This is a genomic window from Flavobacterium macrobrachii (assembly GCF_014486675.1).
Classification (GTDB): domain Bacteria; phylum Bacteroidota; class Bacteroidia; order Flavobacteriales; family Flavobacteriaceae; genus Flavobacterium; species Flavobacterium macrobrachii.
Window position 1 is genome coordinate 1 of the sequence record NZ_JACTAC010000053.1, and the last position, 25,921, is coordinate 25,921.

At 33.6% G+C, this 25,921-nt stretch carries 21 protein-coding genes and 1 rRNA gene; 4 read left to right on the forward strand and 18 right to left on the reverse strand.

What is annotated here, in order from left to right; all coding sequences use genetic code 11:
* Positions 1-519, forward strand: a 519-nt coding sequence (locus IAI56_RS11450; RefSeq protein ID WP_187658001.1) for a hypothetical protein, incomplete at its 5' end; no start/stop codon positions are given.
* Positions 520-576: 57 nt separating this feature from the next.
* Here the strand turns inward: IAI56_RS11450 and rpsA are convergent.
* From rpsA to IAI56_RS11535, 17 genes are all read right to left on the reverse strand, one after another.
* A complete protein-coding gene (rpsA, locus tag IAI56_RS11455) occupies positions 577-2,352 on the reverse strand; it encodes a 30S ribosomal protein S1 (RefSeq protein WP_187658002.1) in 1,776 nt (591 codons plus the stop codon).
* Between the two features lie 367 nt (positions 2,353-2,719).
* Positions 2,720-3,976 carry a nucleoside permease gene (locus tag IAI56_RS11460; RefSeq protein ID WP_187658003.1) on the reverse strand — a complete coding sequence of 419 codons (1,257 nt, stop codon included), beginning with the start codon at positions 3,974-3,976 and terminating at the stop codon, positions 2,720-2,722.
* A 197-nt stretch (positions 3,977-4,173) separates the two neighbouring features.
* Positions 4,174-4,866 (reverse strand): (d)CMP kinase, encoded by a 693-nt coding sequence (cmk, locus tag IAI56_RS11465; protein WP_187658004.1) that lies wholly within the window; start codon positions 4,864-4,866, stop codon positions 4,174-4,176.
* Positions 4,867-4,923: 57 nt separating this feature from the next.
* On the reverse strand, positions 4,924-5,955 hold the full coding sequence (porQ, locus tag IAI56_RS11470) for a type IX secretion system protein PorQ (protein WP_187658005.1): 1,032 nt from the start codon (positions 5,953-5,955) through the stop codon (positions 4,924-4,926).
* Between the two features lie 181 nt (positions 5,956-6,136).
* Positions 6,137-8,587, reverse strand: a complete 2,451-nt coding sequence (gene lon / locus IAI56_RS11475; protein WP_187658006.1) for an endopeptidase La — start codon at positions 8,585-8,587, stop codon at positions 6,137-6,139.
* A 211-nt stretch (positions 8,588-8,798) separates the two neighbouring features.
* Positions 8,799-9,680, reverse strand: coding sequence for a DUF6252 domain-containing protein (locus tag IAI56_RS11480; RefSeq protein ID WP_187658007.1), 882 nt, complete (start codon positions 9,678-9,680; stop codon positions 8,799-8,801).
* A 43-nt stretch (positions 9,681-9,723) separates the two neighbouring features.
* On the reverse strand, positions 9,724-11,034 hold the full coding sequence (locus tag IAI56_RS11485) for an MFS transporter (RefSeq protein WP_187658008.1): 1,311 nt from the start codon (positions 11,032-11,034) through the stop codon (positions 9,724-9,726).
* 69 nt (positions 11,035-11,103) lie between these two features.
* Positions 11,104-11,922: a M48 family metallopeptidase gene (locus tag IAI56_RS11490; protein WP_187658009.1), complete on the reverse strand. Its 819-nt coding sequence runs from the start codon at positions 11,920-11,922 to the stop codon at positions 11,104-11,106.
* Between the two features lie 35 nt (positions 11,923-11,957).
* Complete coding sequence (locus IAI56_RS11495; RefSeq protein WP_187658010.1) at positions 11,958-14,357, reverse strand: glycoside hydrolase family 31 protein; 2,400 nt, start codon at positions 14,355-14,357, stop codon at positions 11,958-11,960.
* A gap of 186 nt (positions 14,358-14,543) precedes the next feature.
* Positions 14,544-16,448 (reverse strand): 1,4-alpha-glucan branching protein GlgB, encoded by a 1,905-nt coding sequence (gene glgB / locus IAI56_RS11500; RefSeq protein ID WP_187658011.1) that lies wholly within the window; start codon positions 16,446-16,448, stop codon positions 14,544-14,546.
* Between the two features lie 209 nt (positions 16,449-16,657).
* The gene (locus IAI56_RS11505) at positions 16,658-17,425 is read right to left on the reverse strand and encodes a hypothetical protein (RefSeq protein WP_187658012.1); all 768 of its coding nucleotides are present in this window, start codon (positions 17,423-17,425) and stop codon (positions 16,658-16,660) included.
* A gap of 124 nt (positions 17,426-17,549) precedes the next feature.
* On the reverse strand, positions 17,550-18,068 hold the full coding sequence (locus IAI56_RS11510; RefSeq protein ID WP_187658013.1) for a hypothetical protein: 519 nt from the start codon (positions 18,066-18,068) through the stop codon (positions 17,550-17,552).
* A gap of 22 nt (positions 18,069-18,090) precedes the next feature.
* Positions 18,091-18,423, reverse strand: coding sequence for a hypothetical protein (locus tag IAI56_RS11515; protein ID WP_187658014.1), 333 nt, complete (start codon positions 18,421-18,423; stop codon positions 18,091-18,093).
* A 126-nt stretch (positions 18,424-18,549) separates the two neighbouring features.
* On the reverse strand, positions 18,550-19,221 hold the full coding sequence (locus IAI56_RS11520; protein ID WP_187658015.1) for a hypothetical protein: 672 nt from the start codon (positions 19,219-19,221) through the stop codon (positions 18,550-18,552).
* A gap of 103 nt (positions 19,222-19,324) precedes the next feature.
* On the reverse strand, positions 19,325-19,639 hold the full coding sequence (locus tag IAI56_RS11525) for a hypothetical protein (RefSeq protein ID WP_187658016.1): 315 nt from the start codon (positions 19,637-19,639) through the stop codon (positions 19,325-19,327).
* Positions 19,591-21,213, reverse strand: coding sequence for a maltokinase N-terminal cap-like domain-containing protein (locus IAI56_RS11530; RefSeq protein ID WP_187658017.1), 1,623 nt, complete (start codon positions 21,211-21,213; stop codon positions 19,591-19,593). Before IAI56_RS11530 ends, IAI56_RS11525 begins: the two co-directional genes overlap by 49 nt.
* An 18-nt stretch (positions 21,214-21,231) precedes the next feature.
* Positions 21,232-23,169: an alpha-1,4-glucan--maltose-1-phosphate maltosyltransferase gene (locus IAI56_RS11535; RefSeq protein ID WP_187658018.1), complete on the reverse strand. Its 1,938-nt coding sequence runs from the start codon at positions 23,167-23,169 to the stop codon at positions 21,232-21,234.
* Between the two features lie 74 nt (positions 23,170-23,243).
* Here IAI56_RS11535 and IAI56_RS11540 point away from each other — a divergent pair, with 74 nt between their 5' ends.
* The 3 genes from IAI56_RS11540 to IAI56_RS11550 are packed head-to-tail and all read left to right on the forward strand — an operon-like array spanning position 23,244 to position 25,425.
* Complete coding sequence (locus IAI56_RS11540) at positions 23,244-24,107, forward strand: alpha/beta fold hydrolase (protein WP_187658019.1); 864 nt, start codon at positions 23,244-23,246, stop codon at positions 24,105-24,107.
* A 30-nt stretch (positions 24,108-24,137) separates the two neighbouring features.
* Positions 24,138-24,773, forward strand: a complete 636-nt coding sequence (locus tag IAI56_RS11545; RefSeq protein ID WP_187658020.1) for a hypothetical protein — start codon at positions 24,138-24,140, stop codon at positions 24,771-24,773.
* A gap of 10 nt (positions 24,774-24,783) precedes the next feature.
* Positions 24,784-25,425: an endonuclease III domain-containing protein gene (locus IAI56_RS11550; RefSeq protein WP_187658021.1), complete on the forward strand. Its 642-nt coding sequence runs from the start codon at positions 24,784-24,786 to the stop codon at positions 25,423-25,425.
* 252 nt (positions 25,426-25,677) lie between these two features.
* On the opposite strand, the gene rrf is transcribed toward IAI56_RS11550, so the two are convergent.
* Positions 25,678-25,787: ribosomal RNA gene (rrf, locus tag IAI56_RS11555) — 5S ribosomal RNA — on the reverse strand.
* Positions 25,788-25,921 lie beyond the last annotated feature (134 nt).

The following is a 25,921-nucleotide window of genomic DNA, read 5'->3' on the forward strand; positions in this document are numbered from 1 at the left end:
AAAATATTTCATTTAGAACAAATAAAAAAAATCTGTATTGATTATAGATTTCGATTTCTTGATAGTAGCATTTTTAAAAATGAAATTCCAGAAGAAGCCATTTCTAAAATTACAGAATTAGAAAAAAAACACGATACAAAACTTGAAGGTTTTAAAATTGTTGCGCCAAGCAAAGCGTTTCTTTTAGAAAATTATGATGATCCGTTGCTTTTTATACCAATTGGTAATGACTATTTTTATCTGATACATCAATGGGGAAACGATATGAATTCGCTGAGAAAATGGATTGTTAAGCCCATAAAAAATATTGGAAGTTTTGTACTGTTTAGTATTTTAATAAGTTTTATATTAACACTTATTGTACCAGAAACAACTTTAAGTAAAGACGAACCAATGGCTTCATTGATAATTTTTCTCTTCATATTTAAATCAATAATAGCTGTTAGTGCTTACTATTTTTTTATGATGGGTAAGAATTTTAATAGTGAAATTTGGCAACGAAAATATTATAATAACTAAAAAAAAGTCCTCAAGTCAAAATGACAAGAGGACTTTTTAATTTATAAAAAGAGAATATTATTTTTTCTCGTTTTTTTCCATTTTTGCTTTTAAACCAGCAAGAATATCATTGTTATCTCCTAAAGTTGAAGCTTGATTATTGTTGTTAGAAGCTGTAACTGATTCTGAAGCAGCTTTAACATTTTTCTCTTCTTCTTCTCTAAAGATAGCTGTGTGAGAAGCAACAACTCTTTTGAATTCTTTGTTGAACTCAATTACTTTGAATTCAGCTTCGTCACCTTTTTTCAATTTTTTACCGTCTTCTTTTTCTAAGTGACGTGTTGGAATAAATGCAACAACATCATCTCCAAAATCTACAGTTGCACCTTTGTCAACGATATCAGCAATAACTCCAGTGTGAACTGTTCCTACTGCAAAGGCATCTTCATGTTTATCCCATGGGTTAGCTGTAGTTTGTTTGTGACCTAAAGACAATTTACGAGCATCAACATCTAGTTCTAAAACAACAACATCTAATTTGTCACCTACGTTAACAAATTCTGATGGATGTTTGATTTTTTTAGTCCAAGATAAATCAGAAATATATACTAAACCATCGATACCTTCTTCTAATTCAACGAAAATACCAAAATTTGTAAAGTTTCTTACGATACCTGTATGCTTAGAACCAACTGGATATTTAGCTGTAATATCAGTCCATGGATCTTGTGTCATTTGTTTGATACCTAATGACATTTTTCTTTCGTCTCTGTCAAGAGTTAAAACTACTGCTTCAACTTCATCACCAACTTTTACGAAATCTTGAGCAGAACGTAAATGAGTCGACCAAGACATTTCAGAAACGTGGATTAAACCTTCAACACCTTCAGCAACTTCAATGAAAGCACCATAGTCAGCAAGAACTACAACTTTACCTTTCACTTTATCTCCAACTTTAAGTTCAGCACCAAGTGCATCCCATGGATGAGCGTTTAATTGTTTTAAACCTAATTGAATTCTTGTTTTCTCATCATCGAAATCAAGGATAACTACGTTCAATTTTTGGTCTAATTCAAGAACTTCACTTGGGTGATTAATTCTTGACCAAGAAAGATCAGTAATATGGATTAGTCCATCAACACCACCAAGGTCAATAAACACACCATAAGAAGTAATGTTTTTAACAACACCTTCTAATACTTGTCCTTTTTCTAATTGACCAATAATTTCTTTTTTCTGAACTTCAATATCTGCTTCTATAAGCGCTTTGTGCGATACAACAACGTTTTTAAATTCGTGATTAATTTTCACAACTTTAAATTCCATCATTTTGTTTACATATACATCATAATCACGGATTGGTTTCACATCAATTTGTGAACCTGGTAAGAACGCTTCAATTCCAAAAACGTCAACAATCATACCACCTTTAGTTCTACATTTAACAAAACCTTGAACAATTTCTCCAGTTTCGTTAGCAGCGATAACTCTATCCCAAGATTTGATAGTTCTAGCTTTTCTGTGAGATAAAACTAATTGACCCGTTTTGTCCTCACGAACGTCGATTAATACCTCAACTTTGTCTCCTACTTTCAAGTTTGGATTATAACGAAATTCATTAAGTGAAATTACACCTTCCGATTTTGCGTTAATGTCAACAATTGCGTCTCTGTCAGTAATTCTAACTACAACACCTTCAACTACTTCTTCTTGATCTGTAGAAATAAAAGTTTTAGTAACTAAATCTTCAAACTCTTGCAAGTTTTTTGCATCTACCGCATCAATTCCTTCTGCGTAATTGTGCCAGTTAAATTCGTTTAAAAACGCTTGTTGTTCTTTGTTTAATTCAGACATGCTGATAAAAAATTTGTATGTTATGTTTTCTGAGTTTCATTATGCGATTAAAAACACAACAGTGTTAGATTTAAATAGTTGATACCTAAAGGAAACTCTACTTCGCCAAAAGGTCTGCAAAATTAAGCATAATTTCTTAACTACAAAACATTTAACACAAGAATATGGTTGTTTTTTCTAGAAGCGAATCGCTTGGGAATTTTTGGATGCCTTTTTCCCGCTTTTCATTACAATCTCTGCGAGGATTTCCACTTCAATCAGGGCTAATTTAGATTTGTATTGATTGCTTGGAAACAAAAAAGACCTGACAGTCCCGAAGTTTCGGGATAAAAACCTGTCAGGTCTAAAATTTCAATATTATATTTTTTTAATGACTTACATTCGCTACATCATTAGGATTATGCTTGTGCTTAAACAAAACTGCAAAAGCAATAGCAATAATTAATGAATAAGCTGCAAACGCCAACCAGATACTATGCCAATCTCTTTCACCATTGTGTGTAAAATATTTTTCAATTGCCCAACCTGATGTAAAACTTCCCAGAACAGCTCCAAAACCATTGGTCATCATCATAAACAATCCTTGAGCCGAAGAACGAATTTTTGCATTAGTCGAAGTTTCAACAAACAATGAACCCGAAATATTGAAGAAATCAAATGCCATTCCATACACTATACAAGACATTATAATCATCCAAAGTCCATCCGTAGGATTTCCGTAGGCAAACAATCCAAAACGTAAAACCCAAGCAAACATCGAGATTAACATTACTTGTTTAATCCCAAATCGTTTCAAGAAAAACGGAATTGCCAAAATAAACAATGTCTCCGAAACCTGTGAAATAGACATAATAATAGTAGAATATTTTACAACAAATGAATCGGCATATTCAGGAACATTTTTAAATTCATCCAAAAAAACATCGCCATAAGCGTTTGTTAACTGTAAAGCTCCGCCAAGAAACATAGAGAAAATAAAAAACAAAGCCATTTTATACGTTCCAAATAACTTGAAAGCTTCTAATCCTAACGATTCTACAAAAGAAGATTTTTCCGCTTTAGTGTGTTGTGGTTTACATTTTGGCAATGAAAAAGCATACAATCCTAATAAAATAGCTGCAATTCCAGCAATGTAAAACTGATATGCCGTGGCTTTATTTCCAGTTAAATTAGTCAACCACATTGCGGCAATAAACCCAACCGTTCCCCAAACTCTAATAGGTGGAAAATCTTTTACCACATCGCCATCCGAACTGTTTTTTAAAGCAGTATAAGATATTGAATTTGATAACGCAATTGTTGGCATATAGAAACACATTGCCAAAAGCATTACATAAATAAAATCTCCAGGTGTTTCTACTTGAGGTAAATAAAACAAAACCAACGCATACAAAATATGTAGAATTCCGTATAATTTTTCGGCATTAATCCATCTATCAGCAAGAATTCCAGTTATTGTTGGCATAAACAACGAAGCGATTCCCATTGTTCCAAATACTAATCCAAATTGTGTTCCTTCCCATTGTTTTGTTCCAAACCAAAAGTTGGCAATAGTAATCAACCATGCACCCCAAACAAAGAATTGAAAGAAGTTCATGGTAATTAGTCTGTTCTTTATACTCATAAAAATAGTTTTAGATTTCGTTAGAAAATAGCTCGTAAATCTACTATTTTTATGCAAACTTCCAAATGATTTGCTAATGATTTTGTGATTTCTAAAAAAGGAAAATTGTATTTTGTAGTTTTAATCTATTTTGTGTGATTTCTCTCTTGACAAAAAAACGAGACGAAATGATAAGTTTACAGATAGTGTAGGATTTATTACGAATGAATAACTTCTTCGATTAATTCTAAAACAGCAGTAAATTGTTCTTCTTTTGAAAGGTAAGAATTATCAATTTCAATAGCATCATCGGCAATAACCAATGGAGAATCGGCTCGATGTGTATCAATATAATCGCGTTCTTGTACGTTTTTTAAAACATCTTCGTAGGTAACATTATCGCCTTTGGCTTGGAGTTCATCAAATCTACGTTGCGCACGAGTTTCGGCACTTGCTGTCATGAAAATTTTAACCTCAGCGTCAGGAAAAACAACCGTTCCAATATCACGTCCATCCATAACAATGCCTTTGTCTTTCCCCATAGCTTGTTGTTGTTCAACCAATTTGGCTCGAACTTCTGAAACCTCAGCTATTTTACTCACAAACCCTGAAACTTCAAGCGTTCTAATTTGTTTTTCGACATTTACATCATTGAGATACATTTCAGCAAAACCTAATTCGGGGTTGAACTCAAAGTGTAATTTTATATTGGGTAAACTTACAATCAATTCGTTTTTATGAAAAAAATCATTAGAAATGAAACCATTTTGCATTGCAAAATACGTTACTGCACGATACATTGCGCCAGTATCAACATAAACATATCCTAATTCTTTAGCCAATTGTTTTGCTAAAGTACTTTTTCCTGTTGACGAATATCCGTCGATTGCAATGGTAATTTTTTTACTCACAATTTTTCTATTATTTTTTTTGGTGTTCGTGAACCTTCGGTTTCAAAATGTTTTATTTTAATAACTGTTGTCTGCAAAATCTATCGTTAAGCCAAATAGACTTGTGTTTGCCGCTAAAGTATATCGTGAATAGGAATAATTAAATTTTAATTTTCTAATTTTCAAACCAATACCAACTGAAATTCCAGAAAAATTTCGTTGCTCTAAAATACGTAATTCTTCGGCACGACGAAAATTATATCCTAATCGTATATTAAAACCTTTATCTGGAAATAATTCGGCACCAACAACTACATGTCGTAAAGCATTATTGAAAACCGAAACTTTTTCGGGAGTTGAACCGCCATCAAGTGAACCTTCTGCTCGATTTGGATTGGAAAAAGCAATATTCCATTGTTGCATATTTTCCAACGTTAAATGCCAACGAATGGGAACATTTTCCATTAATTGTGAAACTCCAACTAAAACTTCAAGCGGTAATTTTTCCCTAGTTTCAGCATAAGGCGTGATTTGCGTCCCGATATTTCTGATGACCAAAGCCCAATTGACATCATTTCGTTCATCAATAAATAATCCACCAATATCAATGGCTGCGCCAAATGAATTGTAACTTTCTAATGTGGAAGAAATTAATTTGGCATTGGCACCAATATAAAAACTTGTAAACGGAATATTATAGGCATAACCAAAAGACAACGCCATTTCGCTACCTGTAAAACTTGATGTTGCTTGACCATTTTCGTCATAACCGTCAAAATTTCCATAGTTTACATAATTTACTCCAGCGTGAAACGTTTGCAAATGTCTGTCATACGTATAAGCATAAGCCGCAGTTCCATAAGTAACTTCGCCAAAATAACTTCCATAATTTAATGCCAATTTATTATCCATTTCGGCATTGATTGTCGCTGGATTAAAATGTGCCTGATTGACATCATTATCATAAATAGTGATAGTTTTTCCACCCAACGCAGCTTGTCTTGGCGATGTAACTAGGTTCAAAAATTGATACACAGATCTACCACCAATTTGTCCAAAACTGATCAAATTAGTGAGCAATAAAAGAGTACAAACAATTTTTTTTACCATGGAAATAAATAGCAATCTATATACTATAACGGAAATGCGAAGATATTATTTTAAATTGGATAGAAAAAAAATGGTTTTCTATGAATTTCTTAATTTTTCAACTATTTAAAACATCTTTTAAACAAAAAACCTACAAGGTTTTAAAAACCTTGTAGGTTGGAATTAGTTTAAGAACTGAAAACTAAAGTTTCTTTGCGTTTTTTACCTTTTGATTGGTAATTGCAACTTCTATAACTTCGCTCATTTCTTTAACGTAATGGAAGGTCAATCCTTCAATATATTCGGGTTTGATTTCATCAATATCGCTTTTGTTTTCGTGACAAAGAATAATCTCTTTGATGTTGGCTCTTTTGGCAGCCAAGATTTTCTCTTTAATTCCACCAACTGGAAGTACTTTTCCACGAAGTGTAATTTCGCCTGTCATGGCTAAACTTTTCTTCACTTTCTTTTGGGTTAACAAAGAAATTAACGAAGTCAACATAGCAATACCTGCACTTGGTCCGTCTTTTGGTGTTGCACCTTCGGGAACGTGAAGATGAATATTGTATTTCGAAATCATTTCGGCTTCTAATCCAAAAAGTTCGGCATTGGCTTTGATATATTCTAAAGCAATCGTAGCCGATTCTTTCATTACTGTTCCAAGATTTCCTGTCAGAGTTAAATTTCCTTTTCCAGCAGAAATAAGGGATTCAATAAACAAAATATCTCCACCAACCGATGTCCAAGCTAAACCAGTTACTACTCCAGCAACATCGTTACTTTCGGATTTATCGCGTTCTAATTTTGGCGCACCAAGAATTTTCACGATATCTTCATCGGTTACTTTTTTATTGTACTCTTCTTCCATTGCTACAGATTTTGCAGCATTTCGGATGACTTGTGCAATTTTTTGCTCTAAACTTCTCACACCAGATTCGCGTGTGTAACCTTCAACGATTTTTTCTAATTGTTTTTTTCCAATAGACAAATCTTTCGGTGTTAATCCGTGTTCTTTCAGTTGTTTTGGGAACAAATGCTGACGAGCAATTTCTACTTTTTCTTCAATGGTATAACCAGTCATTCTAATCACTTCCATTCTGTCTTTCAACGCAGGCTGAATGGTTGCCATATTATTTGAAGTTGCAATAAACATAACTTTTGACAAATCGTAACCCATTTCTAGGAAATTATCATAAAACTCGCTGTTTTGTTCAGGATCAAGAACTTCTAGCAAAGCCGATGATGGATCGCCTTGATGCGAATTTGACAATTTATCAATTTCATCCAAAACAAAAACCGGATTGGAAGTTCCTGCTTTTTTCAAACTTTGGATTATTCTTCCTGGCATTGCACCGATATAGGTTTTTCTATGACCACGAATTTCAGCTTCGTCACGCAAACCTCCAAGAGAAATTCGAACATATTCTCTTCCTAACGCTTCGGCAATTGATTTTCCAATCGATGTTTTTCCAACACCTGGCGGACCAGTTAAACAAATAATTGGCGATTTCATGTCATTTCGCAATTTTAAAACTGCCAAATGCTCGATTATCCTTTTTTTGACATCTTCTAAACCAAAATGGTCTTTGTCGATTATTTTTTGTGCTCGTTTTAAATCGAAATTGTCTTTTGAAAATTTATTCCATGGCAATTCAAGAAATAAATCTAGGTAATTTCTTTGAATACCAAAATCGGGCGATTGAGGATTAGTTCGCTGTAATTTTGAAATTTCTTTTTCAAAATGTTTGGCGGTTTTTTCGTCCCAAGATTTGGTTTTAGCCTTTTGACGCATTTCTTCAATTTCTTGCTCATACGAAACGCCACCCAATTCTTCTTGAATGGTTTTCATTTGCTGATGCAAGAAATATTCGCGTTGTTGTTGGTCTAAATCAAATCGAACTTTGGACTGAATGTCGTTTTTAAGTTCCAATTTTTGCAACTCAACATTCATGTATCGAAGTGTTTCCAAAGCTCTATCTTTCAAAACATTAATTGATAATAAATCTTGTTTTTCCTTAACCGAAAGGTTCATATTAGAAGAAACAAAATTGATTAAAAACGATTGGCTTTCGATATTTTTTATAGCAAAAGTAGCTTCGGTTGGAATATTTGGACTTTCCTTGATAATTTCAATTGCCAATTCACGAATTGAATCAACAATAGCATTAAACTCGGTATCTGTTTTCTTTGGACGCTTTTCCTCAACTTCTTTTACAGAAGCTTTTAAATAAGGAACTTCGGTTGTAACCGTATCAATTTCAAAACGCTTTTTTCCTTGAAGAATTACGGTAATATTTCCGTCTGGCATTTTTAAAACGCGAAGAATTTTAGCTACTGTTCCAACCGGATGAATATCGTTTTTGGTTGGATCTTCATCGGCTTCGTTTTTTTGAGCTACAACACCAATGATTTTATTTCCGGCATTGGCATCGTTAATCAGTTTTATCGATTTATCTCTTCCAGCAGTAATTGGAATTACAACTCCAGGAAAAAGCACGGTGTTTCGCAATGGAAGAATTGGCAACGAAAGAGGTAATTCTTCCTTACTCATTTCTTCTTCGTCTTCGGGAGTTAAAAGCGGAATTAACTCTGCTTCGTTATCAAATTCTTGAAGTGACAAACTATCGAGTGTTATAATATTTTGTTTTGACATGTATGGTGTTTAAAATAGGTCAATATGGCATTAATTTTCAATAAATGAAAAACAAATGTAAGGTATCATTTTAAAAATTGACCTCTAATTTGCAAACATTTAAGTTTTGTTTCTAATGGATATAATCGATTAGCGATTGGATATGACAAGTATTATGCCACAAAAAAAATCCGCCAAAATGACGGATTTATATAAAAAAAACTTTTTTTTATTAATATTCTACATCAAATGAACCTTCTGTAACATTGAATGTTGACGTTACAAAACTAAATGTTCCTTTGATTTTTGTTGCTGTTTTTGAAATGATAGTTACAGTACCAGAAGTTGCTGTAAAATCTTCATCATCAAAAGTATAAGAAGCTTGAACAACATCAGTAGCAATATTTCCAGTTATTGGGTATGTTCCAGCACCTAAATTAGCTCTAACTGAAACTGTCATCGAGTTAAGAGCAGCGTTTTGAGCAGCAACACTGATAAAATCTTGTCCTGCAAGACCTATTTCGGCAGCAAGTATATCAACCTCATCAAATTCAATTCCGTTTACTTTAGCAAAAAAAGTATCACCTGTTTCAGCTTGAACAACATAAGGAACATTTTGAAAAACTCCGTTAGTAAAAACCGTTGGAAGTATATTCGTTACAGTGTCATCAGACCAATATCCTTTGAAATTGAAAGTACCAGAGATTGTTTTATTGGAAGTATTAATATTAGTTATTGTAATTGAACCCGTATTTTCAGACGGATTATCAATATTTATTGACCAATAACCATACTCAGAACCTGCTGGATTGAAATTTAAAATATTTTCATTTGCAGGATATGTTCCAGTTGTACTTCCATCAATTAAAATTCCGAACGATTCTCCGTTATTTTTAGAAGCACCAATTCGAATAATATTTCCCGAAATTATTGCTTGTGCTGATGTAGCATTCCAAGTGCTTCCACTAAAATCAGCTCTAAATACTGCATTTCCAGGATTTCCTCCAATATTTCCTAAATCAATAGCAGGATCAATTGGTTCATTTTCACATGATGTAAAGGAAAAAGCTGTGATAATTAAAAATAATCCAGCTAAAAATTTTATATTTTTCATAACGTATCTAATTATTGCCCAAATATAATTTTTTTTTGAATTTCTATTTGCTTGTTAGCTCTCTTTTTTTCATAAATCCTAAAACAATATATCCCAATAAAAAGAATAATGCTAAAATAAATATTGAATTTCTTAATGAGTCTGAGATTGCGCCTACCAATCCAAAGATAAATGTTCCAAGAACAATTGCTACTTTTTCTGTTACATCATAAAAACTAAAATAGGTTGCATGATCTTCTGTTTCTGGCAATAATTTAGAATAAGTTGAACGTGATATAGACTGAATTGCACCTAAAACCATACCTATCGATGCTCCAATTGCATATACTTGAAGGTCTATACTTTCACTTTTTGAATTTATCAAGAATATTGCAAAGCAAATTATACACCAAATTGCAATTGTTAATTTTAACGTTCTTATGTTACCTATTTTTTCGGATATTCTTGAAAATAAAAATGCTCCAAGTATTGCAACTATTTGAATTAATAATATGATTATAATTAGCTTACTTGTTTCAATTTCTAATTCTTTTTTGACATAAATTCCTAATAATAATATTATTGTTTGGACACCAACACTATAAAAAAAGAAAGCTGAAAGAAATAATTTTAAATTTATTTGATTTTTTAAAGCTTTAAATACTTCGTTCAACTCTTTAAATCCTTTAAATATAAAATCTTTTTCAGGTTTTTTATGATAGACATTATTTGGTAAATGATAAAATGTAATTTGTGCAAAACCCATCCACCAAATCCCTACCATTAAAAATGAAATTCGTGCGGGTAATTTTGGATCTTCAATTCCAAACAATTCGGGTTTCATAACCATAACCAAATTAAAAGCTAATAACAATACTGAACCTGTATACCCATACATAAAACCTTTTGCACTAACACGATCTTGCTGTTCTGGATAAGCAATTTCTGGAAGATATGAGTTATAAAAAACAAAACTTCCCCAAAAACCAATGCTTGCTAATATTGTAAAAACAATTCCTATCCAAAGCGTTTCTTTTCCTGTAAAAAAGAACAAACTCATCACCGAGAGCGAACCTAAATAACAAAAAAACTGCATGAATCGTTTCTTGTTTCCAGTGTAGTCTGCAATAGCTGAAAGGATTGGTGATATTAAAGCTACAATTAGAAAAGAAAATGATAATGAGTATGATAACAACGTTGAGTTATGAAAAGTAGTTCCTAAAAAATTAACTATTCCATCATTTTCACTCGTTATTGATTCGTAATAAATAGGAAAAACTGCCGTAGCAATCACTAAACTATATACTGAATTTGCCCAATCATAAAATGCCCAAGCGTTAATTAATTTTTTACTTCCTTTTTCTAATGTTGCCATAAAATATTTTTAAATAAAAAATCCCGAGTTAATCGGGATTAAATATAGTATTTTTTTGGAATTATACTATTATTTGAAAACTACTCCAAATTTTGCAGCTTCTGCTTTTGCTTTTGGTATTAATCGTTTCAAATTGGCAATTCTCGTTTCGTCTGATGGATGCGTACTCATTATTTCTGCTGGTTTTGCACCGCCTGAATTAGATGACATTCTTTCCCAAAAAGCAACTGAAGTTTCTGGATTGTAACCTGCAATTGCCATTAATGTCAATCCAATTTCATCGGCTTCTGTTTCATGACTTCTGCTAAAAGGTAGCATTCCACCAACTTGAGTTCCAATTCCATACGCTTGCATAACTAACGCTTGTGTTTCGGCACTTTTTCCGCCAACAGCTGCTTGAGCTACTCCAGCACCTAGTTGTTGCACTAATCCAGCACTCATACGTTGTTGACCATGATTAGCTAAAGCGTGTGCAACTTCATGTCCCATTACAGTTGCCATTCCTGCATCGTCTTTACATATTGGTAAAATTCCTGAATAGAAAACTATTTTTCCACCTGGCATACACCAAGCGTTTACTTCTTTGCTATCAACTAGTTTATATTCCCAAGCGTAACCTTCAAGTTCACCAGCTGTGCCTCTTGCTTTTAACAATTTTTCGGCTGCAGCTTTAATTTTCATACCCACGTTTTCAACTCTTTTAGCATCGGCTGTACCAGTAATCACTTTATTGGTTTTTAAAAACTCACTATATTGATTAAATGAAGATGCAAAAATTTCAGAATTTGGTACTAATGCCCAAGTTTTCTTTCCTGTAACTGGATTTGTTGCACAAGAAAATGCTAAAAAAACAAGTAGACCAGCAATAAACAATATCCCTTTTTTCATGATTAATAGAATTTATTCGTACAAAATTAAACAAATTATATACCAATTATATGCAACTCTGAAAAATCTTTATCAATTATTAAGAAATTATCTCCGTTTAATTGAACTTTCTCTAAAGTCACTTTTTCGTTGTCAATTTCTATCTTTTTTACTTTAAACGGCAAACCTTTTAAATTGATTTTAAATTTAGAATAGGTTGTTTCAAAAGTTCCTTCTTTATGTTGCTGAATAATAATTTCTTTATCTTTTCCGTTGAACGAAAAAGTTCTTAGAGAAAATCGTCCTTTGTTGTAATCATATCCGTCTTGGGCATCTTCATAAACTGTTGATTTTTCTTTACCTAATTTATAATAAACATCCAAAGTCAATTCGTCAAACTGCATTTCACCAACATATTGTTGTACTGGATATTTTGGAATAATCGAACCTTCTTTTACAAAAACTGGAATTTCATCAAATTTTGTACTAACCCAAAGTTCTCTTTTTCCTTCAACTAATTCATTTGTCCAATAGTTATACCAATTTCCTTTTGGCAAATACATTCGTCGTCCTTGAGCATTTGGTTCAAGAATAGGACAAACTAATATTTGATTTCCAAAAATAAATTCGTCCGTTCTGTAATGGGTATGCATATCTTCTTGGTCAAAGTATACTAACGGTTTTAACATTGGCGTTCCGTCGTTTACATAATTCCAAAACATCGTATATAAATAAGGTAACAATTGGTAACGCAATTCCACAAATTTTCTTGTGATATCAATTACTTCTGTTCCAAATGACCACGGTTCTTGTTCGCCATGATCACCTGATGAATGCGTTCTGCAAAACGGATGAAATACACCTAATTGTATCCAACGAGCATACAATTCACCTGAAGGTTGTTCTGCAAATCCGCCAATATCGGAACCTGTGAAACCCATTCCCGACATTGACATTCGTTGCATTTGGATGTTAGCAATCCATAAATGTTCCCAACTTGCCACATTATCGCCTGTCCAAGACGAAGTATAACGTTGCGCACCAGAATAAGCTGAACGGGTAATAATAAATGGACGTTTTGGATAAGCAAATCGCTTCACACCTTCATAAGTAGCACGTGCCATTTGTGTTCCATAAATATTATGTGCTTTTCTATGACTACAAGGATTTCCGTCATAATCGTGACGAACATCTGGTGGAAATGTTTTGCCTGGAACTTCCATAACGGCAGGTTCGTTCATATCATTCCAAACACCTTTCACTCCTATTTCTGAAATCAATTCTTTGAATAATCCTGCCCACCATTCACGAACTGCCGGATTGGTATAATCAGGGAAATTACATTCGCCAGGCCAAACTTTTCCTTTCATATATGGACCATCGGCTCGTTTACAGAAATAATCATTTTCTAATGCTTCTTTGTAAACCCAATAATCTTTGTCGATTTTTATTCCTGGATCGATGATTACAACGGTTTTAAATCCATCTTTCGCCAATTCAGCAACCATTCGTTTTGGATCAGGAAAATACTCTTTGTTCCAAGTAAAACATCGAAAACCATCCATATAATCAATATCTAGATAAATCCCGTCGCAAGGAATTTTTAATTCTCTAAATTTACTGGTGATTTCTTTAACCTTACTTTCAGGATAATAACTCCATTTACATTGATGATAACCTAATGTCCACATTGGCGGCAATTCTGGTTTTCCTGTCAAATGTGTATATGTTGTTACTACATCACTCATTTTTGGACCATAGAAAAAGTAGTAATTCATTTCGCCACCTTCAGCCCAAAAACTGGTTACATTTCTTCTTTCGTGACAAAAGTCAAAAAAAGTTTTAAACGTATTGTCAAAGAAAATCCCATAGGATTTGTTGTGATGTAAACCTATATAAAACGGAACTACTTTGTATAACGGTTCTTGGTCTTTGTGAAAAGCATATTGATCCATTGCCCAGTTTTCAACTCTTTTTCCTTTTAAATTCAAGTGAGAAGCCTTGTCTCCAAGACCATAAAAACTTTCACCATCTTTAGAATGCTTACTCATTTTCACAATATTACCACCGTGTTCATAACATTCTTCCCAGTGAAATCCGTTCTCATCTTCTAAAATCGCTGAACCATCGATGTCAAAAATTCCAACTTTGGCATCTTTTTTATTGATTTTGCAGAACACTTTGCTGGTTTTAATCATGTAAAAAGTGCTTTCTTCAATTACATCCAACTGGTTATAACCATGTGATTGCGTTTTATCGATTGCATAAGAGAAATCTTTGCTAAAATATCCTTTGGTGGTATATCTAAAACGGATAAGACTATCGCGAAGAATGGTAATTTTTAAGATAATATTATTTTCGGTATAAAAAAAGATACTATCAACATCTTGCTCAAATGATATAATTCTTGATGGATATTGATCGCCTTTATTTTCGAGTTCTGTATTAGTAATCATAATTGATTTTTTATGTAAACGCCAAATTTACAAAGTTGATAATGAAATTTTTAAATCAAAACAAAGTAGTTTTTAACTACAACGTTTGCGATTGAGTATAAAGTAAAAACCATTAAGAAGTTAAGGTTCATTAAGCCTCAAACACTTAATTTTCTATATTTCTTAATGGTTAAATATAAATTAAAACTACGAAATCCTAAATGCCACAACGCCCAATGGTGGCAAAGTGATTTCTGCCGAATAGTCTTTCCAGTTCCAAGGTGTTTTATCAATCTTGATGGCCTTAGAATTAGTAACACCACTTCCGCCGTATTCCACTTTATCCGAGTTGAAAACTTCGGTTAATTTGCCTTTCGTTGTCAATCCAATTCTATAATTCGTTCTTACCACTGGCGTGAAATTACAAACCACAATTATATTTTCTTTTTCGTCGTTTCCTTTTCTGATGTAACTTAAAACCGCATTCTCAGCATCGGAATAATTAATCCATTCAAAACCATCAACATGGAATTGTTTTTCATACATCGCAGGATTGTTTTTGTATAACGCATTCAAATCGGTGATGCATTTTTTAATGCCGTCGTGATAACCGTATTGCAACAAATGCCAATCCAAACTTCCTTCAAAATTCCATTCGGCACTTTGTCCAAATTCCGCACCTTGAAACAATAATTTTCCTCCAGGATGCGTAAACATATAACCATACAACAATCTAAGATTAGCAAATCGTTGCCATTCATCACCTGGCATTCTGCCAAGAATAGAATGTTTTCCATAAACCACTTCATCGTGCGACAACGGCAACATAAAATTTTCCGTGAACGCATACGTCATCGAAAACGTCAAATCATTTTGATGAAAACGTCTGTAAACGGGTTCTTTCTTAAAATATTGCAGCGTGTCGTGCATCCAACCCATCATCCATTTCATTCCAAAGCCCAAACCTCCGATGAAAGTTGGTCGCGAAACCATTGGAAAGCTCGTACTTTCTTCGGCTATTGTTTGCACATCAGGGAAATTAGTATAAACCGCTTCATTAAAATCTTTCAAGAAACTAATCGTGTCTAAGTTTTCTCTTCCACCATAAATATTCGGTTCCCATTCGCCATCTTTTCTCGAATAATCCAAATATAACATACTGGCAACTGCATCCACACGAAGTCCATCAACATGGTATTGCTGCAACCAAAATATCGCATTACTAATCAAGAACGAACGCACTTCATTGCGTCCATAATTAAACACTAAACTCTTCCAATCCGGATGAAAACCTTTTCGTCTATCTGGATGTTCATATAAGTTGGAACCATCAAAAAAGCCCAAACCATGCGCATCTTCTGGAAAATGCGACGGAACCCAATCCAAAATCACTCCAATTCCTGCTTGGTGCAATTTATCCACCAAAACCATAAAATCCTGTGGTTTTCCAAATCGAGACGTTGGCGCAAAATATCCCACCAACTGATAACCCCAAGACGGATCATACGGATATTCCATCACCGGCATAAACTCCACATGTGTAAAACCCGTTTCTTTAACATAAGCAACCAATTGATCAGCCAGTTCCAAATACGTCAAAAACTTTCCTTCACTATTGCGTCGCCACGAACCCAAATGCACTTCATATACCGAATACGGCTTGTCCAAACCGTTTTTATCCTTTCGACTATCCATCCATTTTTTGTCTTTCCACTTATAGTCCAAATCCCAAATAACAGAAGCCGTTTGCGGCGGATGTTCACAATACAAAGCAAATGGATCCGCTTTCTCCGTAATAATCCCGTTGTTGTTCGACTGGATTTTATACTTATACCTTGTACCTTTGTCCACACCAGGAATAAAACCTTCCCAAATACCCGAACCATCCCAACGAACGTTCAACTGATGTTCGCCTTGTATCCAATAATTAAAATCGCCCACCACCGAAACCGATCGTGCCGCTGGTGCCCAAACCGCAAAATAAACACCTTTCACGCCATTCACCTCCATCAAATGCGCGCCTAGTTTTTCATATAATTTAAAATGCTTTCCCGCCTTGAATAAATCAATATCAAAATCAGTGAAAAGCGAATGTACTTGTACTTGGTTCATGTTGTTGTTTTATTATTGTAATTGATATTGCTATTGTAATTGCTATTTTATTTCTCTCGGAGCGAATCGCTTGCCCATCCTTGCCATCCCTATTCCCGCTGTCCGTTATATCTCGTCTCGTCTTTAAGGACGAGACGAGATGCCACTTCCATCGGGGCTAATGGAGAAACGTCTTGTGTGTTTATAAACATTAACTAACAATCAAAAAATTAAATTAACTTAACATACTCAACATAATTAAAATTTTCATAACCTGTTAATTTAATTCTACCATTAAAGTCATATTCAATATTGAGATACGCTAATATCTCCTTTTCGTAATCTCCAGTATAATCAAATGTGAAATCTTTATTCAATAACTTCTTAAAAAAAATATAATTTCCTCCAGCATTAAATGTAAAATCTTTTATTAAATATTTATCCTTTTCAAAGGCATCTTTACCTTCAATACTAATTGTAGATATTTGACTTTTGTTTATATTGATTACATAATTAATAGTAGACAAATCAATATCGTTATTCTTTCCTAAACTCATATTTTCTAGTTGTTTATTTGTCTCTTTAAACTCCCATTTACCATTCAAAAAAGACACATTAGAAATATCGTTAAAACTTTTTTGAAGTTTTTCAGCTCTATTGAATAAATTATCCTTTTCAACTTTTGATATCCAATTTGTTCTACTCACTTTAACTTCTGCATCAAAAACTAAAATAAGCATTTTAATTATTGGCAATAAAACAGTTGATATCAATGAATATATAAACACTAAACACCAATGTGAATTATTTTCCAATTGGTCTGAAATAAATTCAAAAGTAGAACGACAACCTTCAGCTTCAATCTGCGTAGTATCATACCAAAACAAAGCAACAGTAATTTTCCAATTAAAAAGCAACCAATAAATGATAACGTTAATGACTAATCTATTTCCAAACCTAGATTTAATTTCATCAAAAATACTTGTCAATAAATCCATTCCTTAAACTTTTTTCTTCCACTCTCTTAGCACAAAATTATTTCCCATGTTATTTAATATAACTACAACTTTAATTTCTAAAGTTCTTAAACTATTAATATCCTTTTTTATCAAGTCATTAACTTTACCAGTCTGATTTTTTATCTCCAACAATATAATTTTTCAAACTTTCATTTAATCCATCGAATAATTGAATTGTCTTTTCAAGACCTTCTTTTGAAGATTTTTTTAATTCACCTTTTTTGTCATAGTAAATACTCAAGTCATTAAAAGGGACTTCAAAAGAACCAGCTCCATTTTTTAATAGCAAAGAAATAGGATCAAATTTGTATCTTTCATCTTTAAATGATATTTCAACAACATAAATTCCATCAGCACAAACTGAACCTATACAGTTTAAATTTTTCTGAAAACCTTCAATCCTTACTTTTTCATTTACAATGGTCATTTTAATAACTTCATCAGGATTTTTATAAGTTTCTTTTATCCAATTAATTGCTTTTGAATAAAGTTCCGGTGCTGTTCCTTTTACTTCTGTAACAACATAATCTGTAAAACCTTCTTTTTTAAAAGTGAATTTTGTTTCTTGACTAAAACCTAAAATTGAAATCAAAAACAACGATGATAATAATACTTTTTTCATAGTTTTTAGTATTTTTTTTTAATTAATTTTCTAATCTTAAAAACAACAAATCTTTATCATTTGAACAAACCACATAAGTTTCATTCAAAATTAATGCACCCATCATATTTTTACCCCTGTAAGTAAGTTTGTAATAGCTAAAATCACGTTTGTAACCTTCTTGTATTTTAGACAAATCAGATGTCATTTGAACATCAAGTTCTTTTTCATAATCTTCTTCAAAACTGACAAACTCATAGCTCGATGGATCATGCATTGATTTTTTTAATTCAGTTTCAGCTTTTTCAATTAAAACATCCTTAGGTGTTGATTTGTTACAACTACTAATAAAAACCATGACTAAAATTAATATCATTTTTTTCATAACTGTCTATTCTCTATTATCTATACTCTTTATTCTTGCTTCTTGCTTCTTACTTCTTTCCTCTCTCAAAAAAAAAAAACCAGCGCAAGCAACAACCTGCGCTGTTTTAACTAAACCTTACTCTTCAGCACCGCCACCTTTTTTCGGTGCTCTCATTCTACCTACCAATTTCGTTAAATTATACTCATCCTCAATAACAGTTCCCTTAAAAACCAACTTCCCCTTCTCCGCTACATTAGATATAAAACCATACAACTTCTTGTAATCCGCCTTGTTCGCATCAACCAGTTGCTTCCTAGCATTCAAAACACTATTCTGCAAATTATTCAATCCCTCCATGCTGTCCTTATGTCCTTCCAACTCCGTTGCAAATCCAGCATCCATCCCTTCATCAATCAACGCCACCTCATTCGCCTCAATATATTGACCTAAATCCTTCATCTCCAGCAAAGCACCTTCAATATTACCACGTTTTAAATTCTTTTTCAAACTACTAATAGCAGCCGTAGGCAAACCAGCATCCTTAAAATAAGAACTCAAAAAATTCAAATCTTTATTAACAACATCCGCCTCAGCATACAGCTCAGCCGTTGCCTTCTTCTGCTCCTCCGTCAGCACCAGCGTGCCTTCAAGCTTCTTAACAATATTCAACTGATCCTCAAAAGCGCCTAAATAAGTAGTATCCAACTTCTTAAATCGAACCTCAATCGCCGCTTGATCTCTAGTAAAACTAGCCAATAAAAAACTCCCCAACGGAGCATACTCTTCACTTCTAACACTAAATGCCATAATAATAAGATTTAAAAATTCAACATTCAACTATAAATTCATATTCATACAAATACAAAACCTAATAAAAAGTAGGTAATACTCTATAAAAAACGTCCTTTATTCAAAAACCATCGTCTGACAGTCTACTTCCATCGTCTGATGCTCTACTTCCATCGTCTGATGCTTCACTTCCATCGTCTGATGCTCTACTTCCATCGTCTGATGCTCTACTTCCATCGTCTGATGCTTCATTTCCATCGTCTGATGCTCCACTTCCATAGTCTGATGCTCCACTTCCATCGTCTGATACTCTACTTCCATCGTCTGACAGTCTACTTCTATTGTTTGACTTTTTACTTCCATCTTCCAACTCCCAACTTCCCGCTCCTAATACTTCATTATACTCTGAATTCCCCTCAAAGGAATAACCGCCCAACGTGGTCGTGAGTTCAACTCATAACCCAACTCATAAACCGCTTTTTCGAGCAAACAATACTTGAGTAAAAACTCTATTTCGTGGCTGTAACCAATGTTCAAATTCCCCGATTGTGCTTTCTCGATATAGGTTTCCAAAAACGCACCAACAAAATAATTGAACAGTATTTCGGCAGCTTTAAAAAGTTGCTCTTGCTCAAACGGATACTTGTCTTTGTTGTTGAAAATCGTAGCATAAATAGCATAATGAAACGAACGAAATAGTCCGGCAACGTCTTTCAACGGCGGTTGTTTCACTTTTCTATCGCGAATGGTGCTTTCGGGTTCGCCTTCAAAATCAAGCAGATAGAAATCATCACCATTAACCAATATTTGTCCCAAATGATAATCGCCATGAATTCTGATGCGTTCCGATTTCATCTTTGTCCAATCAAAATCAACGAAATGTTTACGCACCAATTTTTTATTTTCCATAAACTGATGCGCCAAGTCTAGCGCTAATCCGTCGAGTTTGTGCAAACTATTCTCAATAATATTCAATCGATTTTGAAACTGATAGAGCATTCGGTTTTTCAACCAAACGGTGTAATCGCCATTGTAAGTTGTTGGTGTAAAAGCCGTATCGTGAATGTCGCCACCAAGTGCAATGTGCATTTCGGCGGTTCGCTTGGCTAAGGTTTGCAATCGAAGAAACAAACTCAATCCAACCCAATCAATAATTTCTGGCGGAATTTCGTTGATTTTCATTCGCTTGAACAACGGAATATCGGGTAATTTGTCAATTTTTATCTTCTTTGTCTTCAAATTCATGAAAACGCCATCGATTTCTTCGAGCATAAACTTCCAGGCATCGCCTTGATTTGGAACCAATTCTTGCATTAATCCCAGTGTAATATTTCCTTCGGGCAAAGCCAAATTGATACTTCCGGTATAAGCAGGCGAACTCTTAAAATGCATTCGTTCGGTCAAGAAACGACTGATTTCATAATCAGGATTAGTGCTCACATAAATACGTCGGAAGATTTTCAACACAAAAGCATCGTTGTAAATTATAGAAGTATTGCTTTGCTCCAAGCCCATGAATTTGGATGACTTATATTCTTTGTCGTCAAATTTAGAACCTTTATGAAAGACTAATTTCAATTCAGGATTTTCTTTTGCCTGAACGATATTATCAAATAATAATTTCCTAAAATCTTCCTGATGTAATGCATCGACTAAATATCCTTTTTGATTTCCTAACTGAATAGGAGCAATAATAGTATTAGTATCCAATTCTTCTTCCGCCATGAAAGCCAATGGCATAAAATAATGTTGGTAGAAAGCTTCTTTAAAATTAACTTCCAAAAGAACACCGTAATAGGTATTTTTCTTCGACGTAATTTTAAAATAATCAACGACTTCGATGTATTTTAACGTACTCGCTTTTCCACCATACCAACGTTTATTGATGATATAATTCTCTAAAATATCCGAAGAAAAGACTTTAATGAACTCATCATCTTCAAGCGCGTTTTTCCAATCTGTTTTAAAAACAAAAGGAGTAGTAAAAGTTTCCTGATTTAAATTTTCCATGTTAATTATGGATTTATACTATTTAAAAATTTTAAACAAATGGAATGGTAACGCTGGTTGAAGCTCAACAAAATTCCATTCTTTGTCCCAATAATAACTATTTCCAGTAATCAAATCGACCACTTTTATCGTTTGTCCTGGTTGAATTCCTAGCGATTGCATCGGTAATTGAACCCAAGTTTGCTTTGGATAATACGGATCGATGTTACAAATCATCAAGGTTTCATCGGTTTTATCGTCGTCAAATTTGTAGTAAGCAATAACTTGTTCGTTATCAGTATTACAAAACTGAATGTTATTGGTTTGCTGCAATGACGGTTGTTCGTGACGGATTTTGTTCAATCGAGTAATCAATGTAATCAATTTGTTTTGAACCGTCCAGTCCCAATGATAGACTTCATATTTTTCGGAGTTGAAATATTCTTCTTTGCCTGGCATAGCAGCAGAAACCATGTATTCATAAGCTGGACCATAAATTCCTACGCTGGAACTTAGCGTTGCTGCCAAGAAATATTTGTGCAGGTAAACACTTTCCATTCCGCTTTGTAATGCATACGGCAAAATATCGGGTGTATTTGGCCAAAAGTTTGGTCGGAAGAATTCTTTTTGTTCCGTTTTAGTTAATTCAGTAAGATATTCAATTAGTTCGGCTTTAGTATTTCGCCATGTAAAATAAGTATAAGATTGGGTAAATCCTTGTTTTGCCAATTCATGCATAATTTTTGGTCGCGTGAAAGCTTCGGCTAAAAACAAGACATCAGGATGCTTTTTCTTTACTTCGGCAATCAACCAACCCCAAAAATAAAAAGGTTTGGTATGTGGATTATCCACTCTAAAAACTTTAATATCGCACTCTTCTACCCAAAATAAAGCAACCTCCAAAAGTTCTTTCCAAAGGTTTTTCCAATCACCACTTTCAAAATATATTGGTTGAATATCTTGGTATTTTTTTGGTGGATTTTCAGCATATTGAACCGTACCATCCGGACGCCATTTAAACCATTGCGGAAAATGATTTACATACGGATGATCGGGCGCAGCTTGAAGCGCATAATCCATGGCAACTTCAATTCCGAGTTTTTTGGCTTCTTTTACTAATGATTTGAATTCATCGATTGTTCCTAGTTCTGGATGCGTTGCTTTGTGTCCGCCGTGTTTTGAACCAATTCCCCAAGGCGAACCAACATCACCTTTTTGTGCATTGGTTGCGTTATTTTTTCCTTTTCGATTAACTTCTCCAATGGGATGAATTGGCGGAAAATATAAAGTGTCAAATCCCATAGCAGCAACTCGTGGCAATAATTTTTCACAATCTTTAAATGTTCCGTGTTTTCCTTCTTGCGAAGCCGAACGTGGAAAAAATTCATACCAAGTGCTAAACAATGCTTTTTTTCTATCCACATAGACTTTCAGTTCAGCCGAAGTATTGGCCAAGGTTCGCGTTGGATAGTTATAAAAAATATGATGCAATTCAGCCGACAAAGCAATCTGAATGGCATCATTATATAATTTTTCGTCTTGAAAAGCTTTAATCGCTTTCGTCAAATAGGCTTTTTCTTCCTTTGAAGCTTCTTTTAAAATCGCTTGACAATATTCAGCTCCTTCCAAAAGCTCCGATTTTACGTGTTGATTATCTTGAATTTTTCGCTCCGTTCCGTGTTGCCAATTCAAAGCATAATCAACCCAAGCTTCAACAAAATAGCAATAATGACCTTGCTTTTCAACTTTAAAAGTGGCTGTCCATTCATCATTACCCATTTCCGTCATTCTCACTTCTTGCCATTTTTTGTCTTTTTCGTGTTTGAATTTCACGCAAGTTGCTACAACATCATGACCATCGGCAAAAATATTTGCGGTAACTATTACTTTTTCGCCAACAATTCTTTTGATAAAAAAGGCTCCACCGTCCAATTGCGGTTGCACATTTTCGATTATAATTCGAGTTTGATTTTGCATTTTATACTGATTTTAATGAGTTGTAAGTTAGAAAAAAATATAATAAGTTATAAATTGCAGTAAAATTTATTGAAATGACAAAAAAAGTAGCAATACCTACTCAATCATTGCAAATTCCGAAACCGATTCTAATTACTGCTAAATTTTTAGAAGCAATTTCACCAAAATTAGCGATGCTTTTTGCAGCAAAATTATTTGTAAGACCAATAAAACACAAAATTCCGAAGCGCGAAATACACATGGTGCAAAAAAGTAGTCAAAGTAAACTTTTTGTTCCTTCACTCAAAAAGAATATTGTAGTATATAATTATGGTGAAAGTGATAAGAAAATCCTATTGGTGCATGGTTGGTCTGGTCGTGGCACTCAATTAGTAAAAATTGCAGACGAAATGCTGAAATTGGGATATTCAACTATTAGTTTCGATGCACCAGCACATGGAAAATCGGAAGGAAAAACCACTATCATGACTGAATTTATTGCTTCAATTTTAGAAATCGAAAAACAATATGGTCCATTCGAATTTGCAATTGGTCATTCACTTGGTGGAATGTCTATTTTAAACGCAATAAAACAAAATTTAAATGTCAAAAAAGCTATAATTATTGGAAGTGGCGATATTATTCAAGATGTTATCAATGATTTTATTCAAAAACTACAACTGAAACCAAAGATTGGTCTACAACTAAAAAATTATTTTGAAAAGAAATACAATGAACCAATGGAGAATTATTCCGCTAGTTTTTCAGCAAAATCAGTAACCATTCCTGTTCTAATTATTCACGATAAAGATGACAATGATGTAGCTCTAAAAGCAGCACACAACATTCATAAACATCTTAAAAATAGCACAATAATGATTACGGAAGGATTAGGTCATCGAAAAATTTTGGGTGATAGTAAAGTAATTGAAATTATAAAAGAGTTTATTTCTGACTAATTTTAAGTAATTTAGATACAAATTAATACAATGTCACATATTCAATTAGCACCGAATATTTACGATTGTAGCAGCTGCCAAACTCGCTGCGACGGAAAGTCTATTGGAGTTTATGATTTCGAAAAAGATGTAAATTTCTCAGAAGCAATTGAAGAACAAATTATAAGACAGATCAATAAGTCAAACCCAAATCTATTCGCATTCAAAACTAAAAAAAGTGGTTATCCCGATATTGAAATAATTTCTAAAACCTCAATTGATAAACCTGTTTGTTACATAGAAATCAAAGTACAATCCCGAACATTTATGTCGATTGAGAGAATATTACCAAATAGTAATCTGAAACCATCAGAGACTATTGCGCTAAATCTAAGCGATTTAGAAAGATACTTTGAAATTTATGAAAAGGAAAAGACAGACCTTTATATAGTTTGGTGTCTAAAAAATAGAAATTGCATAAATAATCAAAATACCGATTTATATTTTCATCAAAACATAATTGACCTTAAAAAAATTCGCTTAAACGATACAATCAACTATAGAAAATTCAAACGTGCCACCGGAATTGGAGATGTTGTTAATGGGCAACACAAAGGTGTATTAGTCAATTATCATTTTAGTTTAAACGAATTAATCCAAGGAATACCAACTATACCAAACCAATAATTTATTTATCATGAATTTATTTGAACCCAACGATAATTGGTCAGAAAAATTAAAACCATTAATCGAAAAATATAAAGGGAAAAAGCATCCTTTAGAATACAAAAACACCTACCAATTAATGATGATGGTCATACTCTCTGCTCAAGACTCCGATGCGAATATCAACAAAATTGCACCAGCATTATTTGAAGTATATCCATACATGGAATCCTTAGCAGTGTCAAACGTCGAAGCACTAATTCCTCATATTTCTAAAGTTAGAAACTTTGGCACAAAAGCAAATTGGATTATTGAAATAGCGCAAACTATCCAATCTAACGAAAATATTCCACTAACAATGGAGAAACTAACCGCTCTAAAAGGCATAGGAAGAAAATCGGCCAATGTGATAATCAGAGAAACAAATAGCCCAGCAGAAGGTATTATTGGAGATTTGCATGTAATAAGAGTAGCACCAAGAATTGGACTTTGTACTGAAACTAAAGACGGAAACAAAGTCGAAAAACAATTGATGCAAATACTCCCAAAAAACATTTGTAACGAAATAGGAATGGCTATTTCCTTTCTAGGAAGAGAAATCTGCCGACCAACCAATCCAAAATGTGAAAGTTGTCCAATAAATAACCATTGCCAATATAATTCAAGTAAGTAGTAAATAAATCCACAAGAGTTTCTCACTAGAAACTCTTTTTTTAATAAAAATAAAAATCCACCCAAGAACAGTATTGAACCATCCGGACTGAGTGTTGAAGTATCAGGGCTGAGTGTTGAATCATCCGAGAAAAGTGTTAAAGTATCCGGGCTGAGTGTTAGACCATCCATGAAGAGTTTATGTATCACCTCAAATAAGTTAAAGCACTAAAAACAAAAAGTCCCCATCAACTAAATGATGAGGACTTTCAAAAAAAGGCAGTGACATACTCTCCCACAAAATTGCAGTACCATCTGCGCAGGCGGGCTTAACTTCTCTGTTCGGAATGGGAAGAGGTGAGCCCCGCCGCAATAACCACCTTAAGTTTTTATGCTGAACTTGTTTCAGCATCTCCTAACAAGGAGTAATATCTTAACATACTGAGATAAATAAATATTTGTCATCCCCAACTTGATTGGGGAAAGAAAGTTTCTCCAGCCTCTTGCGAGGCTGGATG

Coding starts and splice junctions, on each gene's coding strand:
- IAI56_RS11515 (WP_187658014.1), bottom strand. CDS start 18,423: ATGATATTAATTTTAGTCATGGTTTTTATTAGTAGTTGTAACAAATCA.
- IAI56_RS11495 (WP_187658010.1), bottom strand. CDS start 14,357: ATGATTACTAATACAGAACTCGAAAATAAAGGCGATCAATATCCATCA.
- porQ (WP_187658005.1), bottom strand. CDS start 5,955: ATGGTAAAAAAAATTGTTTGTACTCTTTTATTGCTCACTAATTTGATC.
- IAI56_RS11510 (WP_187658013.1), bottom strand. CDS start 18,068: ATGAAAAAAGTATTATTATCATCGTTGTTTTTGATTTCAATTTTAGGT.
- rpsA (WP_187658002.1), bottom strand. CDS start 2,352: ATGTCTGAATTAAACAAAGAACAACAAGCGTTTTTAAACGAATTTAAC.
- IAI56_RS11460 (WP_187658003.1), bottom strand. CDS start 3,976: ATGAGTATAAAGAACAGACTAATTACCATGAACTTCTTTCAATTCTTT.
- IAI56_RS11540 (WP_187658019.1), top strand. CDS start 23,244: ATGACAAAAAAAGTAGCAATACCTACTCAATCATTGCAAATTCCGAAA.
- IAI56_RS11530 (WP_187658017.1), bottom strand. CDS start 21,213: ATGGAAAATTTAAATCAGGAAACTTTTACTACTCCTTTTGTTTTTAAA.
- IAI56_RS11480 (WP_187658007.1), bottom strand. CDS start 9,680: ATGAAAAATATAAAATTTTTAGCTGGATTATTTTTAATTATCACAGCT.
- IAI56_RS11520 (WP_187658015.1), bottom strand. CDS start 19,221: ATGGCATTTAGTGTTAGAAGTGAAGAGTATGCTCCGTTGGGGAGTTTT.
- IAI56_RS11490 (WP_187658009.1), bottom strand. CDS start 11,922: ATGAAAAAAGGGATATTGTTTATTGCTGGTCTACTTGTTTTTTTAGCA.
- glgB (WP_187658011.1), bottom strand. CDS start 16,448: ATGAACCAAGTACAAGTACATTCGCTTTTCACTGATTTTGATATTGAT.
- IAI56_RS11505 (WP_187658012.1), bottom strand. CDS start 17,425: ATGGATTTATTGACAAGTATTTTTGATGAAATTAAATCTAGGTTTGGA.
- IAI56_RS11545 (WP_187658020.1), top strand. CDS start 24,138: ATGTCACATATTCAATTAGCACCGAATATTTACGATTGTAGCAGCTGC.
- IAI56_RS11550 (WP_187658021.1), top strand. CDS start 24,784: ATGAATTTATTTGAACCCAACGATAATTGGTCAGAAAAATTAAAACCA.
- lon (WP_187658006.1), bottom strand. CDS start 8,587: ATGTCAAAACAAAATATTATAACACTCGATAGTTTGTCACTTCAAGAA.
- IAI56_RS11485 (WP_187658008.1), bottom strand. CDS start 11,034: ATGGCAACATTAGAAAAAGGAAGTAAAAAATTAATTAACGCTTGGGCA.
- IAI56_RS11535 (WP_187658018.1), bottom strand. CDS start 23,169: ATGCAAAATCAAACTCGAATTATAATCGAAAATGTGCAACCGCAATTG.